This is a genomic window from Pseudoalteromonas sp. B62 (genome assembly GCF_037162565.1).
In the GTDB taxonomy this organism is placed as follows: domain Bacteria; phylum Pseudomonadota; class Gammaproteobacteria; order Enterobacterales; family Alteromonadaceae; genus Pseudoalteromonas; species Pseudoalteromonas fuliginea.
Map to the genome: position 1 here is coordinate 1521137 of NZ_JARLVB010000002.1, position 18586 is coordinate 1539722.

The window sequence follows — 18586 nt, forward strand, 5'->3', positions numbered from 1 at the left end:
TCAGCGGCTGAAATCATCATTTATTTATTAGATTACAGAGGAATATTATGAGTACTTCAGAACTCAATGAACGATTAAAAAGCTACTTTCAGCGTGGTGATATCCCTACTCAACAAGAATTTGGGGATCTAATTGATACGGCAACAAGCAGTATCAATAATGATCGTTTACCAGAGCAGATAGATTTAACTCAAATTGGAGAAAATTCATCGCTTAAAGTGAAAGAGGTTATAGCTAATGGCGCACAAATCACGAATATTGCCAACAATCATTTACCGTCGAAAATAGATTTAACGCAGAGTGGGTTGGTCACCGATTCAAGTGTAAAAGCGGGTGAATTAATTGGTGATGGCGCACAAATCACGAATATTGCCAACAATCATTTACCGCCTCAAATAGATTTAACGCAGAGTGGATTGGTCACCGATTCAAGTGTAAAAGCGGATGAATTAATTGGTGATGGGGCAAAAATAAGCAATATAGCCAACAATCATTTACCGCCTCAAATAGATTTAACGCAGAGTGGATTGGTCACCGATTCAAGTGTAAAAGCAGGTGAATTTATTGGTGATGGGGCAAAAATAAGCAATATTGCCAACAATCATTTACCACCTCAAATAGATTTAACGCAGAGTGGATTGGTCATCGATTCAAGTGTAAAAGCGGGTGAATTTATTGGTGATGGGGCAAAAATAAGCAATATAGCCAACAATCATTTACCGCCTCAAATAGATTTAACACAGAGTGGCTTAGTCACTGATTCAAGTGTAAAAGCAGGTGAATTTATTGGTGATGGGTCAGGCCTTATAAACTTACCTCAGATTGATCTCCCTTCGCAAATTGACTTAACCCAAGCGGGAACGGTGACGGATTCAAGCATAAAAGCAGGTGAATTTATTGGTGATGGATCTGGCCTTATAAACTTACCTCAGATTGATCTCCCTTCGCAAGTTGACTTAACCCAAGCGGGAACAGTGACGGATTCGCGCATTGAAGCAGGTGAATTTATTGGTGATGGGGCTAGGTTATCTAATATTCAAACTACTAGTTTACCCATTGCAACGTTTGCAGATATTCAAATGGGTGATACAAGCAAGCTGACTACCGCACAACACGGTGGCTGGTTAAATCAAAAAGTAGAAGCGCTTACATGCCCCAATTTGTTGCCGCTGCTGATTGCATGTGTTGAGACAACACAAAACATCGATATTGATAACGTTCCTAGTGAAATTGATGGTTATATGCTTGTTGATGGTGATTTGGTGTTATTGAACGCCCAAACGAATAAGAGTGAAAACCGCATATGGCAAGTAAATGAACTATCAAGCTCATTTTCTTTACAGTCTGTGGTCAGCTATGAACCTGTTGACATGGTTCACGGCGATGCGGTGATCATAACTCAAGGTGACATTTATAAAGATCAAGCATTTATGCTTAGGGCTATTTACGATAATGATGCTGATTTTGAGTATCAATGGAAAATGACAGCCAGTTTAGTGACTGTTGGTGATGGGCTTATACAGAGTAAAAACCGCTTCAGTGTAAATTTCGCTTCAGCTAATGATCTCGCTAATGGCAGAGTTGATAAGGTTATTGATAGTGCTTTATTAAAGCAAAACTTAACTTCGCTTGGGCAACAGCTTCAAAACCAAATGCTTAATATTAACCCTCAAGTACACACTAATGACTTTACTATTGACGCAAATTCCATTCATTTTTTAGATCTTACAGATGACACTACATTGACAGCTATAATTGATGAAAAAGTCACCTATTTTAGGGTGCAAGACTTTAGTGGAACTTGGGGGACAAACAGCCAAGTTATTCTTAAATTTGCAGATAACTCCAGCCTTACAATATTGCTCAACAGCTCACATGCTTATTATGATTTATACAAAGTAAATGACATTTTTTATTCCTATGACTCAACTGGCAAATTCTTTCTCTAAGGCAACCAGTTATTAATTTAGTCATCAATTCAAACACCCCTCCCTCTAAAAGGAAAACCCTATGAATAATTTTGTAAACGTGATCCAAAAACTTGAAGAACTGAGTGCTCGTGATAGTAATAAAGCTAGAAGCCTAAACTTATTAAATAGTGTTATTTATCAGGTTCGTGCTGATATGAACCAATATTTAGGTATGCAAACAACTGACTTACACAGGGTAGAAGATATAGCAGATGTGCTTGGCTATGCTGGTCGTGTAGTCGCCGCTAGTGATGACTTACCAATGACCCCGATTGAGCCTGCCATGTTTGGCGCAACAGAGTTTTACACGGGGGATTACTTTTTGGTTAAAAATGGTCCTGAACGCGGTATTTATCCAATCACCATTTTTGATGATGGAGCTGGTTTTAAAACGTACGACCTAGACCCTGCTTTAAAACGATATTTAGGCGATGTTGCCGTTGTTGTACTTAAATTAGTTGAAAATGATTTAGTACAAAAACACAGTATATTCAACCTCTCCAACGATATATGGCAAGAGCGTGTAATTGCGTAATCACGTAATTATACGGTACAACTAAGCCATGTTTACGACCTTTCGAGAAAAGCTAAAACGCTACTTCATTACAGGTGCAAAACCAACCCAGGCGCAGTTTGCCGAGTTTTTAGATGCAGCGTTTATTCAAAGTGATGATGGCATTACGAAGCAGTCATCTGCAGCGGGGCAAGTACTGACCTTTTTACTGCAAGAACACCATCATAACAATGCAGTTTTTCAACAAAGTGTGTGTATTCAAGGCGATTTAATTGTAGAGGGGCAGCTACTCGGTGCCCCTTCATCAAGTACCACAACACCAACCAGCCAAGTTTATGAAACATCAAACTACAGTGCGGCTAACGCACATACCCAACAAGTTAGCGTGCCAATTGGCTGTATTTTACTCTACTGCGGCGCACAAATCCCCGACGGCTTTTTAGCCTGCGACGGCCTAAACGGTACTCCTAGTTTGGCACCGTTGGTGGATAACCCCATTCAACCGATTCGTTACATTATTAAAATGCATTAATGCTGCTTTTTATTCATTGACATCTTATATACGGCAGCTTCATTTAACCTATTATTATACCTTGGAATTTTTATGTACCAGTCACTTAATCAAAAGCAGCAAGAACACGACACGCTCCCCGTACAACGCCAAGCAATAAGCCGAGAAACGCGTTTAAAAGACAACGTAGGCAGCATGATGGGCGTCGATTTAAGCCACGTTGCTGTGCATACCAACTCATCCAAGCCCGCGCAACTTAATGCCCACGCCTATGCCCAAGGCAGCGAAGTACACATCAGCCCGGGGCAAGACCGCCATTTAGGGCATGAGCTTGCTCACATTGGCCAGCAAATGCAAGGTCGCGTACAAGCCACTACCCAGTTTGCAGGGCAAGCGGTGAATGATGATCCAAAATTAGAACATGAAGCCGATGTGATAGGGGCAAGAGCAGAGAGTATGTGACTAAGTTAGAGCGTCATGTCGAATTGACAAGCTTTGTTTTAAGTTAAGTGTTATGAAGCAAGTGACTTGACCCCTTATCCTATATGACCCCTTATCCTATATGAGATATATCCAAGCATTGCTAGGGCATTCTAGCTCTAAAACGACCGAGATTTATACGCACATAACCACGAAAGGTTTTGAGGGGATAAGTTCACCGCTGGATGAGATTGACGGGTTGTGAATAGATGACCAAAAGAGTGGCGCTTTAACAGCCCATGCGGGTATTAAAGAGCTACCGCTAATGGGAAGTAGATGAAGTTTAAAAAAGTGGACTTTTAACAGCCAAAATAGGTGTTAAAAGTCCAGAAATGATAATGAGATAGTCAGAATAAACGCCACATCCACCACTGTGTGGTGTATCTGGGATTGTTATAGGCAATAAAAAAAGCCTATAACATCGAAAAAACCCAATTAAAAAAGGTTTGAAATATGTATGAACAAGTAGATAAACCGAAAGAGAACAAAAGTAGGGCTGTGGCTAATTCTGTTACTCAAAAGAAAAGTGATGTGAAGCAAGGTTTTGGGTTTGTGGATAATAGGTCTGACGCAACTTCTAAAAGAAAAATGAAAGAGACCGTTAATGATAGTCTTAAATCGATACAGTTAAAAGTAGGTGAGGTTACAGGTAGTCTTGGGAAAACGAATATTCCAAGTATTAGTTATGGCCGGCTGAGTACTACAGTATTGCAACGCCAAATATTAATTGGGGACAAGTGGGAAGGTCATGCAGATGATGTTCTGGTAAGTGATATTGAGAAAGACGTAAAGCCTCGGTTGAACTCCTGGTCAGAGCTTAAAGATAATATATTTAAAAAAGGAACCAATGGAGATACTAATAAGGCAGTCAACGCCTATTACACTGTTGACCTCAGTATAGGCGTGTCTCCATTCGAAGCTGACATTCGAGCATCCCTTAGAAAGCACAATAACCGTACAAGCTTCGCTGACAGAAGTGATTTATACAGACAAGTGACACAAGACATCAAACTCTCTCTATTGGGTTTCCACAATATAGCCGGTATTGCCCATCATGACGGGCAATTTAAAAGAACTGACGATGGCTTTGGTGGTTCTGCCAGTGGCCGTAAGAAGAAACTTGTTATTTATCGAACCATGCCTAAAGCCGATTGGAGTAATTACAAAGGCAGTGGTGATTTGAAAGATATTCTGTTTGGTCATGGAGGCTCTCTTGGTCAGGCAATGCACTATTTTGATAAATCTAAAAAGAGTAGTAAAGATGATGTGCTTGTTGAATTTAAATTTTCAGGTGATGCTTCGAAGCTATTGGACTATTCAAAAGTTAACGGAGGAGGTGAGGGCGGTGCCCCACAGGGTAATAAATTGACTGGTAAATCAGAGCAGAACGACATTATGAAAGTAGATAAAGATGTTTTTAGTGTCCACTTACATAAAAGTAAGGACTTAATAAAAGAACTGAAGCCACAAGTTCGTCTCGTTGAGAAGGTTTTATGAAAGTTAATATACACCCAATCAAAAAAACAGGCACTGAATTTAGCCTTTACCACAGAAGCCCATAACAAAACCTAAAAGCCATTGAAAACGTCTTTTAGCCTGATTGTTATAGGCAATAAAGAAAGCCTATAACAACCACTGAATAAAAATTAAAAGGTTTGAGATATGTATGCACAAGTAGAAAAGATGAAAGAGAACAAAAGTACGACAATTGCTAATAATGTTGGACAGAAAAAAGGAATTCTAGCCAGGGTTTTGGATTTGTGGATAATCGCTCCTTGTCAATATTGCAAAAAAATACAATGGTCAGCCAAAGCCGTAGACAATTAAAGAGTATAAATAGTGAATTGGTCGATAAGTCTATCAAGAAAAAGGACAATTCGAGACCGGGGGATACTCTTCAGAGAGTATGTTATTCCGTGAAAGGAAACGGAACGCATGATGGAGATACTGCGCCTAAATCGGGGTTTACTAATCAGGATACGTATTATAAAGATGGGGTTGTGGCTGTAAACTTTAACTCAACTCGTATAGGAGTAAATGAACTGGATGGTAGCGGTTTGGTACCCACTTCTGATGTGACTCATCTTGTGGGGCAGGTAGATCATATCGTTCCAGCGAATTTGGGAGGCGGAGCATTGGACAGTAACGGAAGGTTAATCGATGCAAAATCAAATATGAGCAGAGGGGATAATTTCACCAAATTCAATCCGAAATTTGCTACAGATGATATAGTCATAGTAGCTGATAATAACAAGGCATATGAAACCGCAACTAACGCAATGAATTATGGTGGAGCAGCTGCGGCACAAATAAAGTATTTACATGATCAGTTCCCTGCTATTTGGGGACCTACTAAGCGTTTTCAAATGCCAAAATAATCCCATAACAAAACCTAAAAATCATTAAAACGCTTTTTAGCTCAATTGTTATAGGCAATAAAGAAAAGCCTATAACAATCGCTAAAGTCCAATTTAAAAAGGTTTGTAAATATGTATGCACAAGTAGAAAAGTCCAAAGAGAATAAAAGTATAGCTATTGTTAATTCTGTTGCGCAGCGGAGATTACAATCACAAGTAAAACAGCGGGTTAAGAGCGAGGCCTTTTTAGTACCGATAGAAGGGTCGCAATATACTGGTTCTGGGTGGGCAGGATCTGGTCCGGGGGAACTATTTTCGAGTGGTGAAAGACATAGTCTTTTAGGTAATAATAAAACCAAAACTGTTAAAAAAGAAACATTAATCGGATCTTTTGATCTTTTAAGTGACGATAATGATGGCTCAAGACTGCTTAGTCCTGGTGATTTATCAACTGACCTAGCTGCGGTTGATCATATAGTGCCAAAAGCGGGTGGTGGTGGAAATCACCCAGCTAATGCTCAAATAATTTCATACTCGAAAAATTCTAGCAAAAGTGATTCATATCCTTGGGGGCCTTTCAAGGGCGATGTGAAAGTATATAATCCAGCAAATGACCATGTGTATAAGAATACAACTACCGCTAAAGCATATGGTGCAAATGTTACTGAGCTAGAAAAGACATATAATTCATGGTGGTTGCAGGACTTAAAAACGATGTAGTTTATGTATAAAACGCCTATAACAAAACCTAAAACCCATTAAAACGTCTTTTAGCCCAATTGTTATAGGCAATTGAAGAAAGCCTATAACAACGAATAAAGCTAATTCAAAAAGGTTTGAGTTATGTATGAACAAGTAGAAAAACCAAAAGAATACGAAAAAAGGGGTCCGAAAAAAGGGGTCTGAAAAAAGGGGTCAAATCACTTGCTTCATGATATAGGTCGACTACCTTCAAAGGAGTATTATTAAAACAGGTAGTTCACAATGCCAAGGCCACAACGAATTGAGTACGAACATGCTTTTTATCATGTTATGAACCGTGGGCGCGGACGGCAAAATACCTTTCACGACGAATTATACTTTCAAGCCTTTTTAACCACATTGGGTGAGGCACAAGCGCGCTTTGATTGCGTTATTCATGCGTATTGCCTTATGACGAACCACTATCATTTGTTGATTGAAACACCCAAAGCGAATTTAGGCCGTGTTATGCGCCATATTAATGGGGTTTATACTCAGCGATATAATAAGTTGAAGCATACCGATGGGCCATTATTTCGCGGGAGGTATAAGGCGATATTGGTCGAAAAAGATGAGTATCTGCTGCAATTAAGCCGCTATATCCATCGTAATCCTATTGATATGACTATGCCGCTGGTGGATGACTTAGCGCACTATTCTTGGTCGAGCTACCCAGCTTATATCGGGAAAGTAAAACCACCAGAATGGCTTACGCGCGACTTTACTTATCAAATACTGGGTCATCGTCACAAGTTTAAGCAGTACAAAGCTTATGTATTACGAGGTAGCAGTGATGAACTCACTGACTTTTACGACAAAGGTAATATTGCATCGGTTTTGGGCAGTGATGGTTTTAAACGTTGGTTGAAAAACACTCAGCTTATAAATAGCCCCGAACCTGAGGTTTTACAGCAACTAAAACCGAATATCACAATGAATGAGGTGGTTATGGCGGTTGCTGATTATTATGCTTGCCCGCTATCTAAAATTACCAGTGTGCTTAAAGGGCCAAGCAAAGGATTTGAAGGACGTAAAGTTGCCATGTATTTTTGCCAAGAGGTTTTGGCTGAAAAGTTAAGTAATATTGCAGAGTATTTTAACCTTGGTCATAGTGGCTCTGTGAGTTTTATTACTCATCAAATAAGAAAAAAGCGCAGAGAGGATAAGCAATTTTCAAAACAATTAGATGCTATTTTTGACAGTATTATGAAGCAAGCGATTTGACCCCTTAAGACCCTTTCTCATCAAATAAGAAAAAAGCGCAGAGAGGATAAGCAATTTTCAAAACAATTAGATGCTATTTTTGACAGTATTATGAAGCAAGCGATTTGACCCCTTAAGACCCTTTTTTTGACAGTATTATGAAGCAAGCGATTTGACCCCTTAAGACCCTTTGACCCCTTAAGACCCTGACCTCTTAAGACCCTGGCTCCTTATAAGACCCGTTGGCTTCCTTGACTTCTTTCCTGACCCCTTAAACTTCCTACATGATTGTACTTTCATTTATTGTGATAATGTTGGATTTCACATTTTTACTTTTCACGCGTCTGTTCAGGTATGCAATTTATTTTATTTGAGTAAGGGATGGTTATGCCGCTTGTATGTGTGGATGGTGCTGCGATTAAAATTACAGTTAATGGCGCCCAGCAGCTAGTAAAAACCAGTGATAAAATTCCAACTGCGACTAAAAACAAATTCTCACAAGGTAAAAAAGCAGTGCTCACTGAGGATGATGTAAAACAGTGGTTGCAAAAATTTCAGTCAAACTACGATAACGCTGCTTTTAAGGGCGGTATTGCGATGGGTAAAGTCATTTCTGGTAAGCCAAATTTAACGGTTAAAGGTAAGTCTAAAACAGCGCTAGTCACCAAAGACACGCAAATAATGGCGCTACTACAAATTTCAAAACCAGCGCAAAGTCCACAAGGTGTACCCGATCCCGTACCTATGATCAATATTACTATTGAGTTTACTGATGCAGGGCAGACAAAGCTTACAGTTGTTTAGTTCGTGGAGTGTTATTACTCTTCATCAGTAAAAAAGCATATTTAATTTAAAGCAGGAGAATAAATGATGGGACTGTTATCGGTTTTATTTTCTTCCAAAGCACAAGAGCCTATTAACGCAATCGGCTCAATACTAGATGAGTTATTTACTAGTGATGAAGAAACGCTAAATTTAGATATTCTCAAACAACGTGTAGCGCAGCAACCTAATTTAGTTCAAGCAAAAATTAATCAAGTGCAAGCATCTCACCGTAGTTTATTTGTGGCGGGTGCCCGGCCTTTTTTAATGTGGGTGTGCGGCCTTGGCTTTTTATTTGCCTTTGTTATTAATCCTATATTGCAGTGGTTGTTGCCAGAGATTGGTACTCCACAATTACCACTCGACGTCATGATGGAGCTTACTTTGGCCATGTTGGGGTTAGCTGGCTTACGAACCGTTGAAAAACTCAAAGGTGTTTCTCGCTAGCTATAAAATAATGCATTACAAAATTATATTTCAATTAGTTTTCACATTTCTTATCGAACAACGTCTTCTGAACACAATATAAATAAACTTGTTATTAGGGCTGTTTACCTTTCGAGGTTGAATTTACAGCGGTATGTTTGGTTTGTAGGCAACGCAGCGCAGCGCCTATGCTGCGTTAACCCCTATAAATAGGCGATAACGCAGTATAAAAAACCAAACATGTGTAGCCCTTTGGGTTCGCCCTAGGGGCGATTTACTCTTTGTTGCTTGGTTTCAATTTATTGTTACATGGATGTAAGCCAATAGGGTAACGCAAGATCAGTTACCGAGCCCACTAGGTTATAAACCTCGCAACGCGATTAATCGTCCCTAGATAGAACAAGCTGTAATCTTAAAAGGTTAACAGGCCTTAACGTGACAGATGAAGCTGGTTGTGAGGTAACTCAAATTTTCTTCTAAGTAAGTTTCAATTATTTTGCCATCAGTTGTGACTGATGAGGCGGAGCCGTGGGTTAACCCATAAAGTCTTTTGAGTACTAAGTAGGATCCGCCAGGCGTTTATCCATTTTATTTGGTGGGTAGGCATTGATAAAAGGCTTGCTTGGTGCTCAATCCCTAATTCTTGCCATTTCGGCGTTTAAGAATGCGTTCTATTAACTAAAGGAAATACTATGTCTCAATATAAAACCCCTGACGTCTACGTTAGAGAAAAATCAATTCTACCGCCGTCAGTCGCAGAGGTGGCAACGGCTATTCCAGCATTTATTGGTCATACCACTCAACTTAATGAAGCCGGTGATGCTGCCAACTTTTTAAACATGCCAGTGCGTATTACTAGCATGGTGCAGTTTGAAGCAAACTTTGGTGGCCCATACAAAGAGAGCTTTACGCTAATGCCTAGCTCTAAAGGTTATGATATTACCAATGTAGCGGCTGTTGCTGATGATCTTGCAAAACTAGAAGGTGCTAAGTTCTTTCTTCATCAAGCAGTTAGTCACTTTTTTGCTAATGGTGGTGGGGCGTGTTATGTCGTTTCTATTGGTATGGCAGGTACACTTGCGTCAAAAGAGTCTTATAGCGCTGGCATTGACCTTTTAAATAAGGTTGATGAAGTAACACTTATTTCATCTCCAGAAGCAATTGGTTTAGACGAAGTTGGCCACTACGAGGTGCAAAATAAGGCGCTTAAACATGCAGAAAAACGCATGGACCGTTTTGCATTAGTTGATGTGCAAATGCAAGAAACGCCTGCTGGGACTACTGCAATTGTTCATGACTCTGAACGTTTGCGCGCCAAAGTAACGCAGGGTTTAAAATATGGTGCATCTTACTACCCATATTTAAAGACGACTATCGCACGCAGTTACGATGAAGCAAACGTGACTGTTAAGGTGGTAGAAGATGAAACAGCAGACCCTATAACTTACAAAGATGTGATGCTATCTGTACTAGGTAATGATGACAGTACAAATACAGATTATAACGCGCAAATTTATAATCAAGCTAAGGCGGCGTTAGCAAAAAGTTATCTCGTATTGCCTCCGTCACCTGCCGTTGCGGGTATTATCGCTAAAACCGACAAAGAACGCGGAGTATGGAAAGCACCTGCTAACGTAGCTTTATCGCAAGTGCTTGCGCCAACGCTTGCTATTGATAGCACTGAGCAAGAGAGCCTTAACGTTGATGCCATTTCTGGTAAATCAATCAACGCGATTCGTACCTTTGTTGGTAAAGGGACTTTGGTTTGGGGTGCACGTACTCTTGCTGGTAATGACAATGAGTGGCGCTATGTATCGGTTCGCCGTTTATTTAACTTAGTGGAAGAGTCAATTCAAAAAGCCACACAGTTTGCGGTGTTTGAGCCAAACACGCCTTTCACTTGGTTAAAGCTCAAAACCATGATTGAAAGTTACCTTGAGAATTTATGGCGTCAAGGTGCTTTCTTTGGTGAGACCCCAGATCAAGCCTTCTTTGTAAACGTAGGCCTTGGCCAAACCATGACCGAAGACGACATCAATAATGGTGTAATGAATATAGAAATTGGTTTAGCTGCGGTACGCCCTGCTGAGTTTATTGTATTAACCTTCTCACATAAGAGCTTAGAAGGCTAACGAACCCGACCAAGGTTGGTTGGGGGTCATATTTATACGTTTTATGTTTTCTCAATCAGCCTTTTTAATTTACTTATTTACCTAAGTTTTATTGTAACTTGGGCACTAAAATTATTATTTTTTGGAGTTTTTTATGGCTACTACAGCAGCAGATATTGCAGCAGAATACCCGATCCCGGTATATCGATTTGTCGTTAGTTTTGGTGAGGAGAGTATTCCGTTTTCTGAAGTGTCGGGCTTAGACATTGGTGTTGAAACCATTACTTACAAAGATGGTTACGGCAAAAAGCACATGCCTGGGCAATCAACCGATGTGAATATCACACTTAAACGAGGTTTAGTGCGTCAAAAGAGTCAGTTTTATGATTGGATTTCATCAATTAGCTTAAATTTGGTTGATAAAAAAGACATTACTATTTCACTCACTAACGAAGACCGTTCACAGCCATTGGTTACTTGGAAGGTGATTAATGCTTTTCCTAAAAAGCTTACAGCGCCAAGTATTAATGGTGGCTCAAACGAAGCCAGTGTGGAGTCGTTAGAAATGATGGCCGATGATATTAAGATCGAATTCCACTAATTTTATTCTCCTTGTCTTGGGCACGTTAGTGCCCTTTTGGACATTACTATGATTCAAGAACTAACAACACCTATGGTGGGATACCGCTTTGCTGCGCTAATTACATCAGCGGCTATACCGAATCCGATAGATATTTTTTTAAGGAAATCAGTGGCCTAAAAGTTAATCGCAACATTGAGTATGACGGTAATCGAGCAACGGTAGGCAGTAATAAACAATCGCGCACCTTAACTTTGAAACGTGGTGTACTGCGCACTGGTAGCACCTTGGAATTAACAAACTTTATTAGTTTGCCGCAGTGGAATCAGTTTGCGGTTCGCAACGATATTTTGATCACTTTACTTAGCGATAACAACCTACCCACAAAAGCATGGCTAGTCACTCGCGCATTTATGGAAAGTTGGGAGTGGGACAGTCTAGATGCAACGCGTAACGATGTACTCATTGAGTCTATTACGTTTAGCTATCAAAACTTGGTGACAGTGCCAATTCCTTTTACTTAACACATTAAAGACAAGGTGATGCTAATGGAAATTCAATGTGATGCGATTCATGTTAAAGCTCGTTTATCTGGACAAAGTGAACCTGATGGCGATAGGCCGCAATCACAAAGTACTAGTACAGGCGAAAATACTGGGACTATTAATAACCAAGTTGAACAAATCGAAAAATCTTTAAAACGCTACATAGACAAGCAATTTCAGCAATTTACTAAACAAAAAAGGCCATAAAAATGATAGGTATTGGTGCAAATGCGGCTGGGTCACCGCTATGTAAAGTGACCTTTTATAGTAAAATAGAGCGTGGCTCTGGTAACCAGCTGGCTGAGATGACACTTGCGTATGATGCAAAATCGTTGCAAACCAGCTATTCCAACAGTATTCAAAAATCACAAACGATAGGCGCCGAAAGCGGCGCAAGCCAATATCAAAAGTCTTCGCCTTCAAAGCTATCGGTGACCTTTTTGCTAGATGATACCATTATTGATTTACCCACCGAATTACTAGCAAAGTTGCAAGGGAACATAGAAACAGAAAAAAACATCCAAACTTTGTTGAAGTATGGCACCGCAGTTCAGAGTGAAACACACGAACCCACTTATGTGACAGTCCAACCATTGAATATGGTACTTAATCATGGCCCAAGTGGGACATTTGATGGCATGTTATGCACCACTAAAGTAGAAACTGAACTGGTAGATAACAAAGGACGCCGTTTAAAAGCCAAAGTTCATTGTTGCGTGGTGGAGTGTTTATCTGAAAAAGAAATGAAACTTAAATCAGGTAAAAGTTCTCCCGACTTAACTCATGTTATTCAACATAAGGCGGGCAGTTCGGTACTTGTACAAAGTGCAAAAATATACGGCAACCAACAGTTTGTACATCAGGTGGCGATGGTTAATCGTCTACCTTCTATTCGTAGCGCTGAGGTGGGTACGCAAATCATTTATCCTCCGTTGGAGCGTTAGTATGGATTTGCGATATACCATTGCCGTAGAGGGCAACAAAATCAGTGATAAATTTGCCTTGCGAGAAGCAACTGTAAAAAACGGCGTTAATCAAATTGCGCATCTGAGTTTAGTAATTGACGACGGTGATATGGCCAAAGAAACCTTTGCTAAAACTGATGAAGGGCTATTCACTATGGGTAAAGCGATAGAGCTAAAAGCCGGCTTTGGTGATGGCGAACAAAGTGTGCTATTTAGCGGTGTTATTACTGCTCAAGGTATAGGCTTTGAACGGCAACCATTTATGCATATTGAAGCTCGAGCCGATACAATTAAGCTGTGTCAAAGTGCCATGAGTAAACTCTATGATGAAAAAGCCAAAGACGGCGATATTCTCAGTGATTTACTCACTACATACGGTGCAACGCCTGGCACTATAGCGGCCAGTAAAATTGAACATCACCAATTTTTAGTGGTGGATGAACAGCCATGGGCGGTGTTTATGCGCCGAGTGCTGTGCAATGGTTTTGCATTTTTTAACGATGGTAAAAATCATGTTGTTGATTTGGCAAAACACACTCCCACTGCGCATGAATTTAACGTGGCAATGGATGGCTGTGTTGATTTCGCTTTGCACTGTGATGTGAGTTCGCATCTTAAAAAACTGCAATACAGTAGTTGGGATATAAAAGAACAAAAACTCTACGACAATGCTGATCCAGTCATGCCGGCTGCTAAGTTTAAAACTCACAGTGATGCAGATACGGCGATGGCTTTACCTGATACTTTACGCCTATCACAAGCACCTATTGAAAAATTAGAGTTGGCGGCTAAAGCCGGTGCTGAGCAATATTATCGATTACTCGATATGTACCAAGGGCATGTACGTATAGATATGTCTGCGCAAAAAGCGCTTACTAAAGTCAAGCATTTAGATGCACTGACACTCTCTGGAGTGGGAAAGGAATATAGTGGTGATTATGTGGTGGGTGAAATTCATCACCATTTGTCGAGTGATGGCTGGTTTAGTGAATTCATACTGGGTGTTCCTTTAACGCTAAGTATTTGGTCAGACTATGCTAAACCAAGTTATACCCCAATGTTGATAGGGAAAGTAGCTGCATTTAAAGCCGATGCACAAGCATTACACCGTATCCCAGTTTTATTACCCAGTGCCAGTGGTGAAAAACCACTTTGGGCACGGTTAGCCAGTCCTTTCTCAGGAGCTGAAGAGGGGTTGTTTCTGCCCCCAGACATAGATACAGAAGTAATGGTTGGATTTATTGGGGGCGATAGTCGTTACCCTGTGATTTTAGGTGCATGTCATAACCCCAAAGCAAAGCCACCATTTGAATATGATGATAAAAATGAGCAGCGCGGATTGTTTTTTAAAGAGCAAGCATTAGCGTTGCAATTCACCTTAAAAGAGCCGCTACTTACACTACAAAGTAGCGCCGATCACACCATCACTTTTGACGCTAAAGAAGGCTTAAAACTAACCCAAAAAGATATGACGTCTTTGGTTGCAGGGGAGTCATTAATGATTGAAAGCAAAGATAAGTCTACCTTAGAGGTGGCAAAAGCTATTAATTTTAAAACTTCAGATAGCATCACACTAGAAGGCAAAGGTGTGGATGTAAAATAACCTCAAATTAAGGCTAAAAGGAGCAGCAATGTTAAATCAAGCTTTTCTAGGAACTGGCTGGGGCTTTCCCGTGCAGTTTAGCAACCCCGCCACAGGGCCTGGTATGGATAGCGGTGAAACCTTACTTAAACAAGCGATTCATTTGACTTTAAATACCTTAGTCGGAGAGCGGCCTTTGTCGCCCAATATGGGTTCTGGTCTTTCGAGTTATTCATTTGCTGATGCGAATGAACAGAGTTTATCGCAACTAAGACAAGAAATTGCCACCGTGTTACTTAATCATGAACCTCGTATTACTCTGCAAACCATCGAATTTGATAGCAGCGAATTGTACGACGGCGTGCTGTTAATTCAGCTTAACTACGTGATACGGCAAACCAACAGCCGTAGCAACATGGTGTTTCCATTCTACTTGACTGAGCAGTCAGTTTAGCCACTATCAAAGTACGTTCTGTCATCTTTGTGAGCACGCTTTATTTTATTGCATTTTAATTAAATCTATTACTTATCAAGGTACTATCATGACTTTGAAGTCTAACAACAACCTCACCGTTGCGACGCTTAATACAGTTAACCCAAGTGAAGTGGGACGAAGTCAACTAGGGCGGCATATTAAAGCGTTATCTCGTTCTTTTTTTATATAGAGCCGCGTACTGTAGACGCTTGGTTGAAGTACTTATCTGTGCTAGCCAAACAAGTAAACTATATCGATGAGCGTGTATTATCAGCTAATGGCACATGGGAAAACCTACTACCCGAGCCAGAAAAGCTTGCGGGTCTTGCGCAGTTACTTGAACATGGTAACGCGGATGAACATATTAAACAGTTAGCCAGTCGTCCTGATATGGCGTTATTACTCACCTTTATAGATTTATTACAACACAGTAATGCTCAGTTTAATCAATTTGTAGCGCGGCATTTAGATCATTTTTATGGTGAAGTGTTGCGCTTTGAGCCGTTATCAGAAAGCGCAGACAGTGCGCATTTAGTAATGTCGTTGAATAATGTTGATATGCTGACTTTACCTGCGGGAACACAATTTGATGGTGGTAAAGATGCAGAGGGAGCCCTCTTATTTACAGTACTGATGAAGTAGTGACTATTAGCAAAGCGCAAGTAGATTATGTTGCTACTGTTAATAAAATCAAGTCTTCAGACCGAATCAGTTTAAATCAGCAAGTATTACTTGATAATGAGCAGAGTATATTACTTGAGCAAAGCGAGCCTACTTTTGGGCAAAAGCTAGCTGAACAAGTGTCATCAAGTGTTGAGGTTGGCTTTAAAATTGCCTCACAAGATTTATTTTTAAGTGGCGGTGAACGTATCGTCAGCTTAGGTTTTGGAGAACAAGCACTGTTACAAAATTGGTTAACTTGGTTTGACTTCTATATTTCCACCAGTGAAGGGATAAAAGAAATCGATGCAGCTCAATTGAGCGTTGTTGAACAGCATCTGCAATTAACATTCGATAGTTTGTTTCCTGCCATAACACCATTAGAAGATACGCCTATTGGCGAAGATAAAGCCCTGCCTTTTATTGCTTTGGTACTTAAAAATGATTATTACTATCTGCTCTATAGTGATGATTCGAGTGTATTTACGCGCTTTAATAGTTTCACAATCTCACAAATGAGTTTAACTACACAAGTGAGCGGTCTAGGTGGCGTGGTTGCGAATAATGGCGAGATAGATTTAGATACTTCAAAGCCATTTGAGCCGTTTGGTCTGACGCCAAGGTTGGCGTCTAAAGTTCATTTTACTCACCCCGAACTGGTTATCAAAAATATCACTCATGCTAATGTCGAGTTTGCATGGTTAGATAGACCCGATAATTTTGATAATTATTATCGTGCCTACAGTTATTATTACAGTGCACAGCATAGTCTAGATGAACGCTATTTTGATAGCAGCGCCTCATGTGGTGTTGATCAACCTTGTGAAGGCATTGAATTGTTGGTGGAAACACTGTTTTCAAGTGATTGCCACTGCTTAACTTGGCCACACACTGTGGTGAATATTTCTCGCTCAGATGTGAGAAGTGATGCGCAAACGCATCTTGAGTTGTTTTATAATGAAGATTCGGGCGCGTTGCCTGAAGTAAAAAATAATATCGCTATTAACACACTAACCTTTGTGTATAACGATAATAATGCATTGCGTGACTATCAGTTATTACCCCTTGATGAGCCAACAGCTAGTAAATGGCCTAAGTATTATACCTTAGAGTTATCAGAGCAAGATTTTGCCCACAAAGATTATACCAAAGTGATTGAGCTATTTGCTTATAAGAATGCTAATTCAAATAACCCTGTATTAGTGAATGCACCTTACACCCCAACTCTTGATAGCTTAACTTTACACTATGAGAGTGAAAGTATTACTTCATCAGCGCTGACAGTGGGTAATCCTATTTTTTTAGAGCATATAACTCCTGTAGGGCGACCAATTGAGCAATTAAACAAGCAAAGCCTATTGTCTTTACTGCCCAGAATAGAAAAATTAGGTTATTTGTATATAGCGCTTAGCCAAGTCAATACGCCAGGGCAAGTGCGTATGTACTATCAGGTTGACCCCGTTGATGGTTATAACATGGGTGATAACCCGTTATTTGTATGGGAGTACTTTAACGCAGGTACTTGGCATCGTTTCAAGCGTGAAGAATCACAAGGTCAAGCGGGTGAGGGGCGCATCCTCAGAGACAGCACTTATGATCTACTCGATTCGGGGTTAGTGGTATTTTATTTACCTGAGCTGACACAAGACGGTTCATTTAATCACGATGGTAAGCTTTGGCTACGCGCCACGGTAGATCATAGTCAAACTGAAGTGCCGAGTAGCTTCGTTAATGCTTTTCCTATTTACTCCAAACTCAAAGGGGTGTTTGCGCAAGGTATGAAGGTGACTCTAACCAGCCAAGGTAATGACGCCTCTCATTTTGATCAACCATTACCCAGTGAGTCTATTAGTAAGTTGCTATTACCCAACCCTAACGTTGATAAAGTATTGCAGCCTTTTGCTTCTTTTGATGCCAAAGTAGCAGAAAAAACAGTGCAATTTGACCGTCGGGTGAGTGAACGATTACATCATCGACAGCGCTTATTAAGCGGGTGGGATTATGAGCACTTCGTTTTACAAACTTTCCCGCAGTTGCATTCGGTACGTCCTGTGGTTAATGCATCTGGTTTATCGCTTGTAGTTGTACCGCTTAATTATGATGTTACGGTGTTGCAGCCCAAGGTGCCGCGTTATCTTAAGCGACAAGTTAGGGAGCAGGTAAATGCGTTGTCTGTACCAAACTTAACAATTGAAATAGATGATCCAAATTATGTTGAAGTACAGCTGGAATTGATCGTAAAAATTGATCCATTATACGATATTCAAAGCACTGTTATTGACCTGAACGAGATGGTAGTAGATTCACTAACACCATGGAATAAATTAGATAAACCGCTTGAGCGTACTATTTATTTAGCATCAATAGCACAAGTGCTAGAAACCCACCCTGCAGTGGATATGATTCAAGTGATCCGTGCCACTAAAAAAGGTCAAACTGAGAAACAATACAGCGTAATTAGCGCCGATAATGCACATGATATTTTAGTGCCTGCTCGCAATCACAAAATAGCCCTCGCTAATACCTTAGGCGATGTATTTGAAGGTATTGGCAAATGGGAAATTGAACTGGATTTTGTTGTTCAATAAGCCCGTATTCCCCCACTAAATTAATTATTAAACGGCCGCTTACAAAATAATTGAAA

General features: G+C 40.2%; 20 protein-coding genes. All 20 read left to right on the top strand.

From position 1 onward, the window contains the following. Positions 1 to 47: 47 nt before the first annotated feature. The 20 genes from P4S71_RS11370 to P4S71_RS11465 all read left to right on the top strand — a co-directional run bounded on the left by P4S71_RS11370 (position 48) and on the right by P4S71_RS11465 (position 18530). Positions 48 to 1949 carry a hypothetical protein gene (locus P4S71_RS11370; protein WP_337150682.1) on the top strand — a complete coding sequence of 634 codons (1902 nt, stop codon included), beginning with the start codon at positions 48 to 50 and terminating at the stop codon, positions 1947 to 1949. Between the two features lie 61 nt (positions 1950 to 2010). Further along, on the top strand, positions 2011 to 2505 hold the full coding sequence (locus P4S71_RS11375) for a hypothetical protein (RefSeq protein WP_337150683.1): 495 nt from the start codon (positions 2011 to 2013) through the stop codon (positions 2503 to 2505). A gap of 28 nt (positions 2506 to 2533) precedes the next feature. Beyond that, the gene (locus P4S71_RS11380) at positions 2534 to 3016 is read left to right on the top strand and encodes a hypothetical protein (protein WP_337150684.1); all 483 of its coding nucleotides are present in this window, start codon (positions 2534 to 2536) and stop codon (positions 3014 to 3016) included. A gap of 72 nt (positions 3017 to 3088) precedes the next feature. Then, complete coding sequence (locus P4S71_RS11385) at positions 3089 to 3457, top strand: eCIS core domain-containing protein (RefSeq protein WP_337150685.1); 369 nt, start codon at positions 3089 to 3091, stop codon at positions 3455 to 3457. Positions 3458 to 3928: 471 nt separating this feature from the next. After that, positions 3929 to 4972 carry a hypothetical protein gene (locus P4S71_RS11390; RefSeq protein ID WP_096792390.1) on the top strand — a complete coding sequence of 348 codons (1044 nt, stop codon included), beginning with the start codon at positions 3929 to 3931 and terminating at the stop codon, positions 4970 to 4972. Positions 4973 to 5235: 263 nt separating this feature from the next. Next, entirely contained in the window at positions 5236 to 5853 is a 618-nt protein-coding gene (locus P4S71_RS11395; protein WP_337119782.1) for a hypothetical protein, read from the top strand. Positions 5854 to 5964: 111 nt separating this feature from the next. After that, complete coding sequence (locus tag P4S71_RS11400; protein ID WP_096792392.1) at positions 5965 to 6552, top strand: hypothetical protein; 588 nt, start codon at positions 5965 to 5967, stop codon at positions 6550 to 6552. A 264-nt stretch (positions 6553 to 6816) separates the two neighbouring features. Next, positions 6817 to 7797: a transposase gene (locus P4S71_RS11405; RefSeq protein ID WP_033023753.1), complete on the top strand. Its 981-nt coding sequence runs from the start codon at positions 6817 to 6819 to the stop codon at positions 7795 to 7797. 366 nt (positions 7798 to 8163) lie between these two features. Further along, positions 8164 to 8580 carry a hypothetical protein gene (locus P4S71_RS11410; protein WP_007377702.1) on the top strand — a complete coding sequence of 139 codons (417 nt, stop codon included), beginning with the start codon at positions 8164 to 8166 and terminating at the stop codon, positions 8578 to 8580. Between the two features lie 63 nt (positions 8581 to 8643). Then, positions 8644 to 9045: a 3TM-type holin gene (locus tag P4S71_RS11415; RefSeq protein ID WP_007377701.1), complete on the top strand. Its 402-nt coding sequence runs from the start codon at positions 8644 to 8646 to the stop codon at positions 9043 to 9045. Positions 9046 to 9716: 671 nt separating this feature from the next. Beyond that, positions 9717 to 11156 (top strand): phage tail sheath family protein, encoded by a 1440-nt coding sequence (locus tag P4S71_RS11420; RefSeq protein ID WP_007377700.1) that lies wholly within the window; start codon positions 9717 to 9719, stop codon positions 11154 to 11156. 133 nt (positions 11157 to 11289) lie between these two features. Further along, positions 11290 to 11736, top strand: a complete 447-nt coding sequence (locus P4S71_RS11425; RefSeq protein ID WP_007377699.1) for a phage tail protein — start codon at positions 11290 to 11292, stop codon at positions 11734 to 11736. Between the two features lie 173 nt (positions 11737 to 11909). Next, a complete protein-coding gene (locus P4S71_RS11430; RefSeq protein ID WP_337120735.1) occupies positions 11910 to 12239 on the top strand; it encodes a phage tail protein in 330 nt (109 codons plus the stop codon). Positions 12240 to 12263: 24 nt separating this feature from the next. Further along, positions 12264 to 12467: a hypothetical protein gene (locus tag P4S71_RS11435; RefSeq protein ID WP_007377697.1), complete on the top strand. Its 204-nt coding sequence runs from the start codon at positions 12264 to 12266 to the stop codon at positions 12465 to 12467. Positions 12468 to 12469: 2 nt separating this feature from the next. After that, positions 12470 to 13204 (top strand): CIS tube protein, encoded by a 735-nt coding sequence (locus tag P4S71_RS11440; RefSeq protein ID WP_007377696.1) that lies wholly within the window; start codon positions 12470 to 12472, stop codon positions 13202 to 13204. 1 nt (position 13205) lies between these two features. After that, a complete protein-coding gene (locus P4S71_RS11445) occupies positions 13206 to 14828 on the top strand; it encodes a phage baseplate assembly protein V (protein WP_007377695.1) in 1623 nt (540 codons plus the stop codon). Between the two features lie 70 nt (positions 14829 to 14898). Then, a complete protein-coding gene (locus tag P4S71_RS11450; protein ID WP_237113683.1) occupies positions 14899 to 15261 on the top strand; it encodes a GPW/gp25 family protein in 363 nt (120 codons plus the stop codon). 88 nt (positions 15262 to 15349) lie between these two features. Continuing rightward, positions 15350 to 15472 carry a hypothetical protein gene (locus P4S71_RS11455; RefSeq protein ID WP_337150686.1) on the top strand — a complete coding sequence of 41 codons (123 nt, stop codon included), beginning with the start codon at positions 15350 to 15352 and terminating at the stop codon, positions 15470 to 15472. A 38-nt stretch (positions 15473 to 15510) separates the two neighbouring features. Continuing rightward, positions 15511 to 15924 carry a hypothetical protein gene (locus tag P4S71_RS11460; RefSeq protein ID WP_337150687.1) on the top strand — a complete coding sequence of 138 codons (414 nt, stop codon included), beginning with the start codon at positions 15511 to 15513 and terminating at the stop codon, positions 15922 to 15924. Next, complete coding sequence (locus P4S71_RS11465) at positions 15924 to 18530, top strand: hypothetical protein (protein ID WP_337150688.1); 2607 nt, start codon at positions 15924 to 15926, stop codon at positions 18528 to 18530. The genes P4S71_RS11460 and P4S71_RS11465 overlap by 1 nt, the downstream gene beginning before the upstream one ends. The last annotated feature ends 56 nt before the right edge of the window (positions 18531 to 18586 follow it).

Excerpts from the sequence above, each read along its gene's own strand:
- P4S71_RS11370 (WP_337150682.1), top strand. The coding sequence starts at position 48 with ATGAGTACTTCAGAACTCAATGAACGATTAAAAAGCTACTTTCAGCGT.
- P4S71_RS11375 (WP_337150683.1), top strand. The coding sequence starts at position 2,011 with ATGAATAATTTTGTAAACGTGATCCAAAAACTTGAAGAACTGAGTGCT.
- P4S71_RS11380 (WP_337150684.1), top strand. The coding sequence starts at position 2,534 with ATGTTTACGACCTTTCGAGAAAAGCTAAAACGCTACTTCATTACAGGT.
- P4S71_RS11385 (WP_337150685.1), top strand. The coding sequence starts at position 3,089 with ATGTACCAGTCACTTAATCAAAAGCAGCAAGAACACGACACGCTCCCC.
- P4S71_RS11390 (WP_096792390.1), top strand. The coding sequence starts at position 3,929 with ATGTATGAACAAGTAGATAAACCGAAAGAGAACAAAAGTAGGGCTGTG.
- P4S71_RS11400 (WP_096792392.1), top strand. The coding sequence starts at position 5,965 with ATGTATGCACAAGTAGAAAAGTCCAAAGAGAATAAAAGTATAGCTATT.
- P4S71_RS11405 (WP_033023753.1), top strand. The coding sequence starts at position 6,817 with ATGCCAAGGCCACAACGAATTGAGTACGAACATGCTTTTTATCATGTT.
- P4S71_RS11410 (WP_007377702.1), top strand. The coding sequence starts at position 8,164 with ATGCCGCTTGTATGTGTGGATGGTGCTGCGATTAAAATTACAGTTAAT.
- P4S71_RS11415 (WP_007377701.1), top strand. The coding sequence starts at position 8,644 with ATGATGGGACTGTTATCGGTTTTATTTTCTTCCAAAGCACAAGAGCCT.
- P4S71_RS11420 (WP_007377700.1), top strand. The coding sequence starts at position 9,717 with ATGTCTCAATATAAAACCCCTGACGTCTACGTTAGAGAAAAATCAATT.
- P4S71_RS11425 (WP_007377699.1), top strand. The coding sequence starts at position 11,290 with ATGGCTACTACAGCAGCAGATATTGCAGCAGAATACCCGATCCCGGTA.
- P4S71_RS11435 (WP_007377697.1), top strand. The coding sequence starts at position 12,264 with ATGGAAATTCAATGTGATGCGATTCATGTTAAAGCTCGTTTATCTGGA.
- P4S71_RS11440 (WP_007377696.1), top strand. The coding sequence starts at position 12,470 with ATGATAGGTATTGGTGCAAATGCGGCTGGGTCACCGCTATGTAAAGTG.
- P4S71_RS11445 (WP_007377695.1), top strand. The coding sequence starts at position 13,206 with ATGGATTTGCGATATACCATTGCCGTAGAGGGCAACAAAATCAGTGAT.
- P4S71_RS11455 (WP_337150686.1), top strand. The coding sequence starts at position 15,350 with ATGACTTTGAAGTCTAACAACAACCTCACCGTTGCGACGCTTAATACA.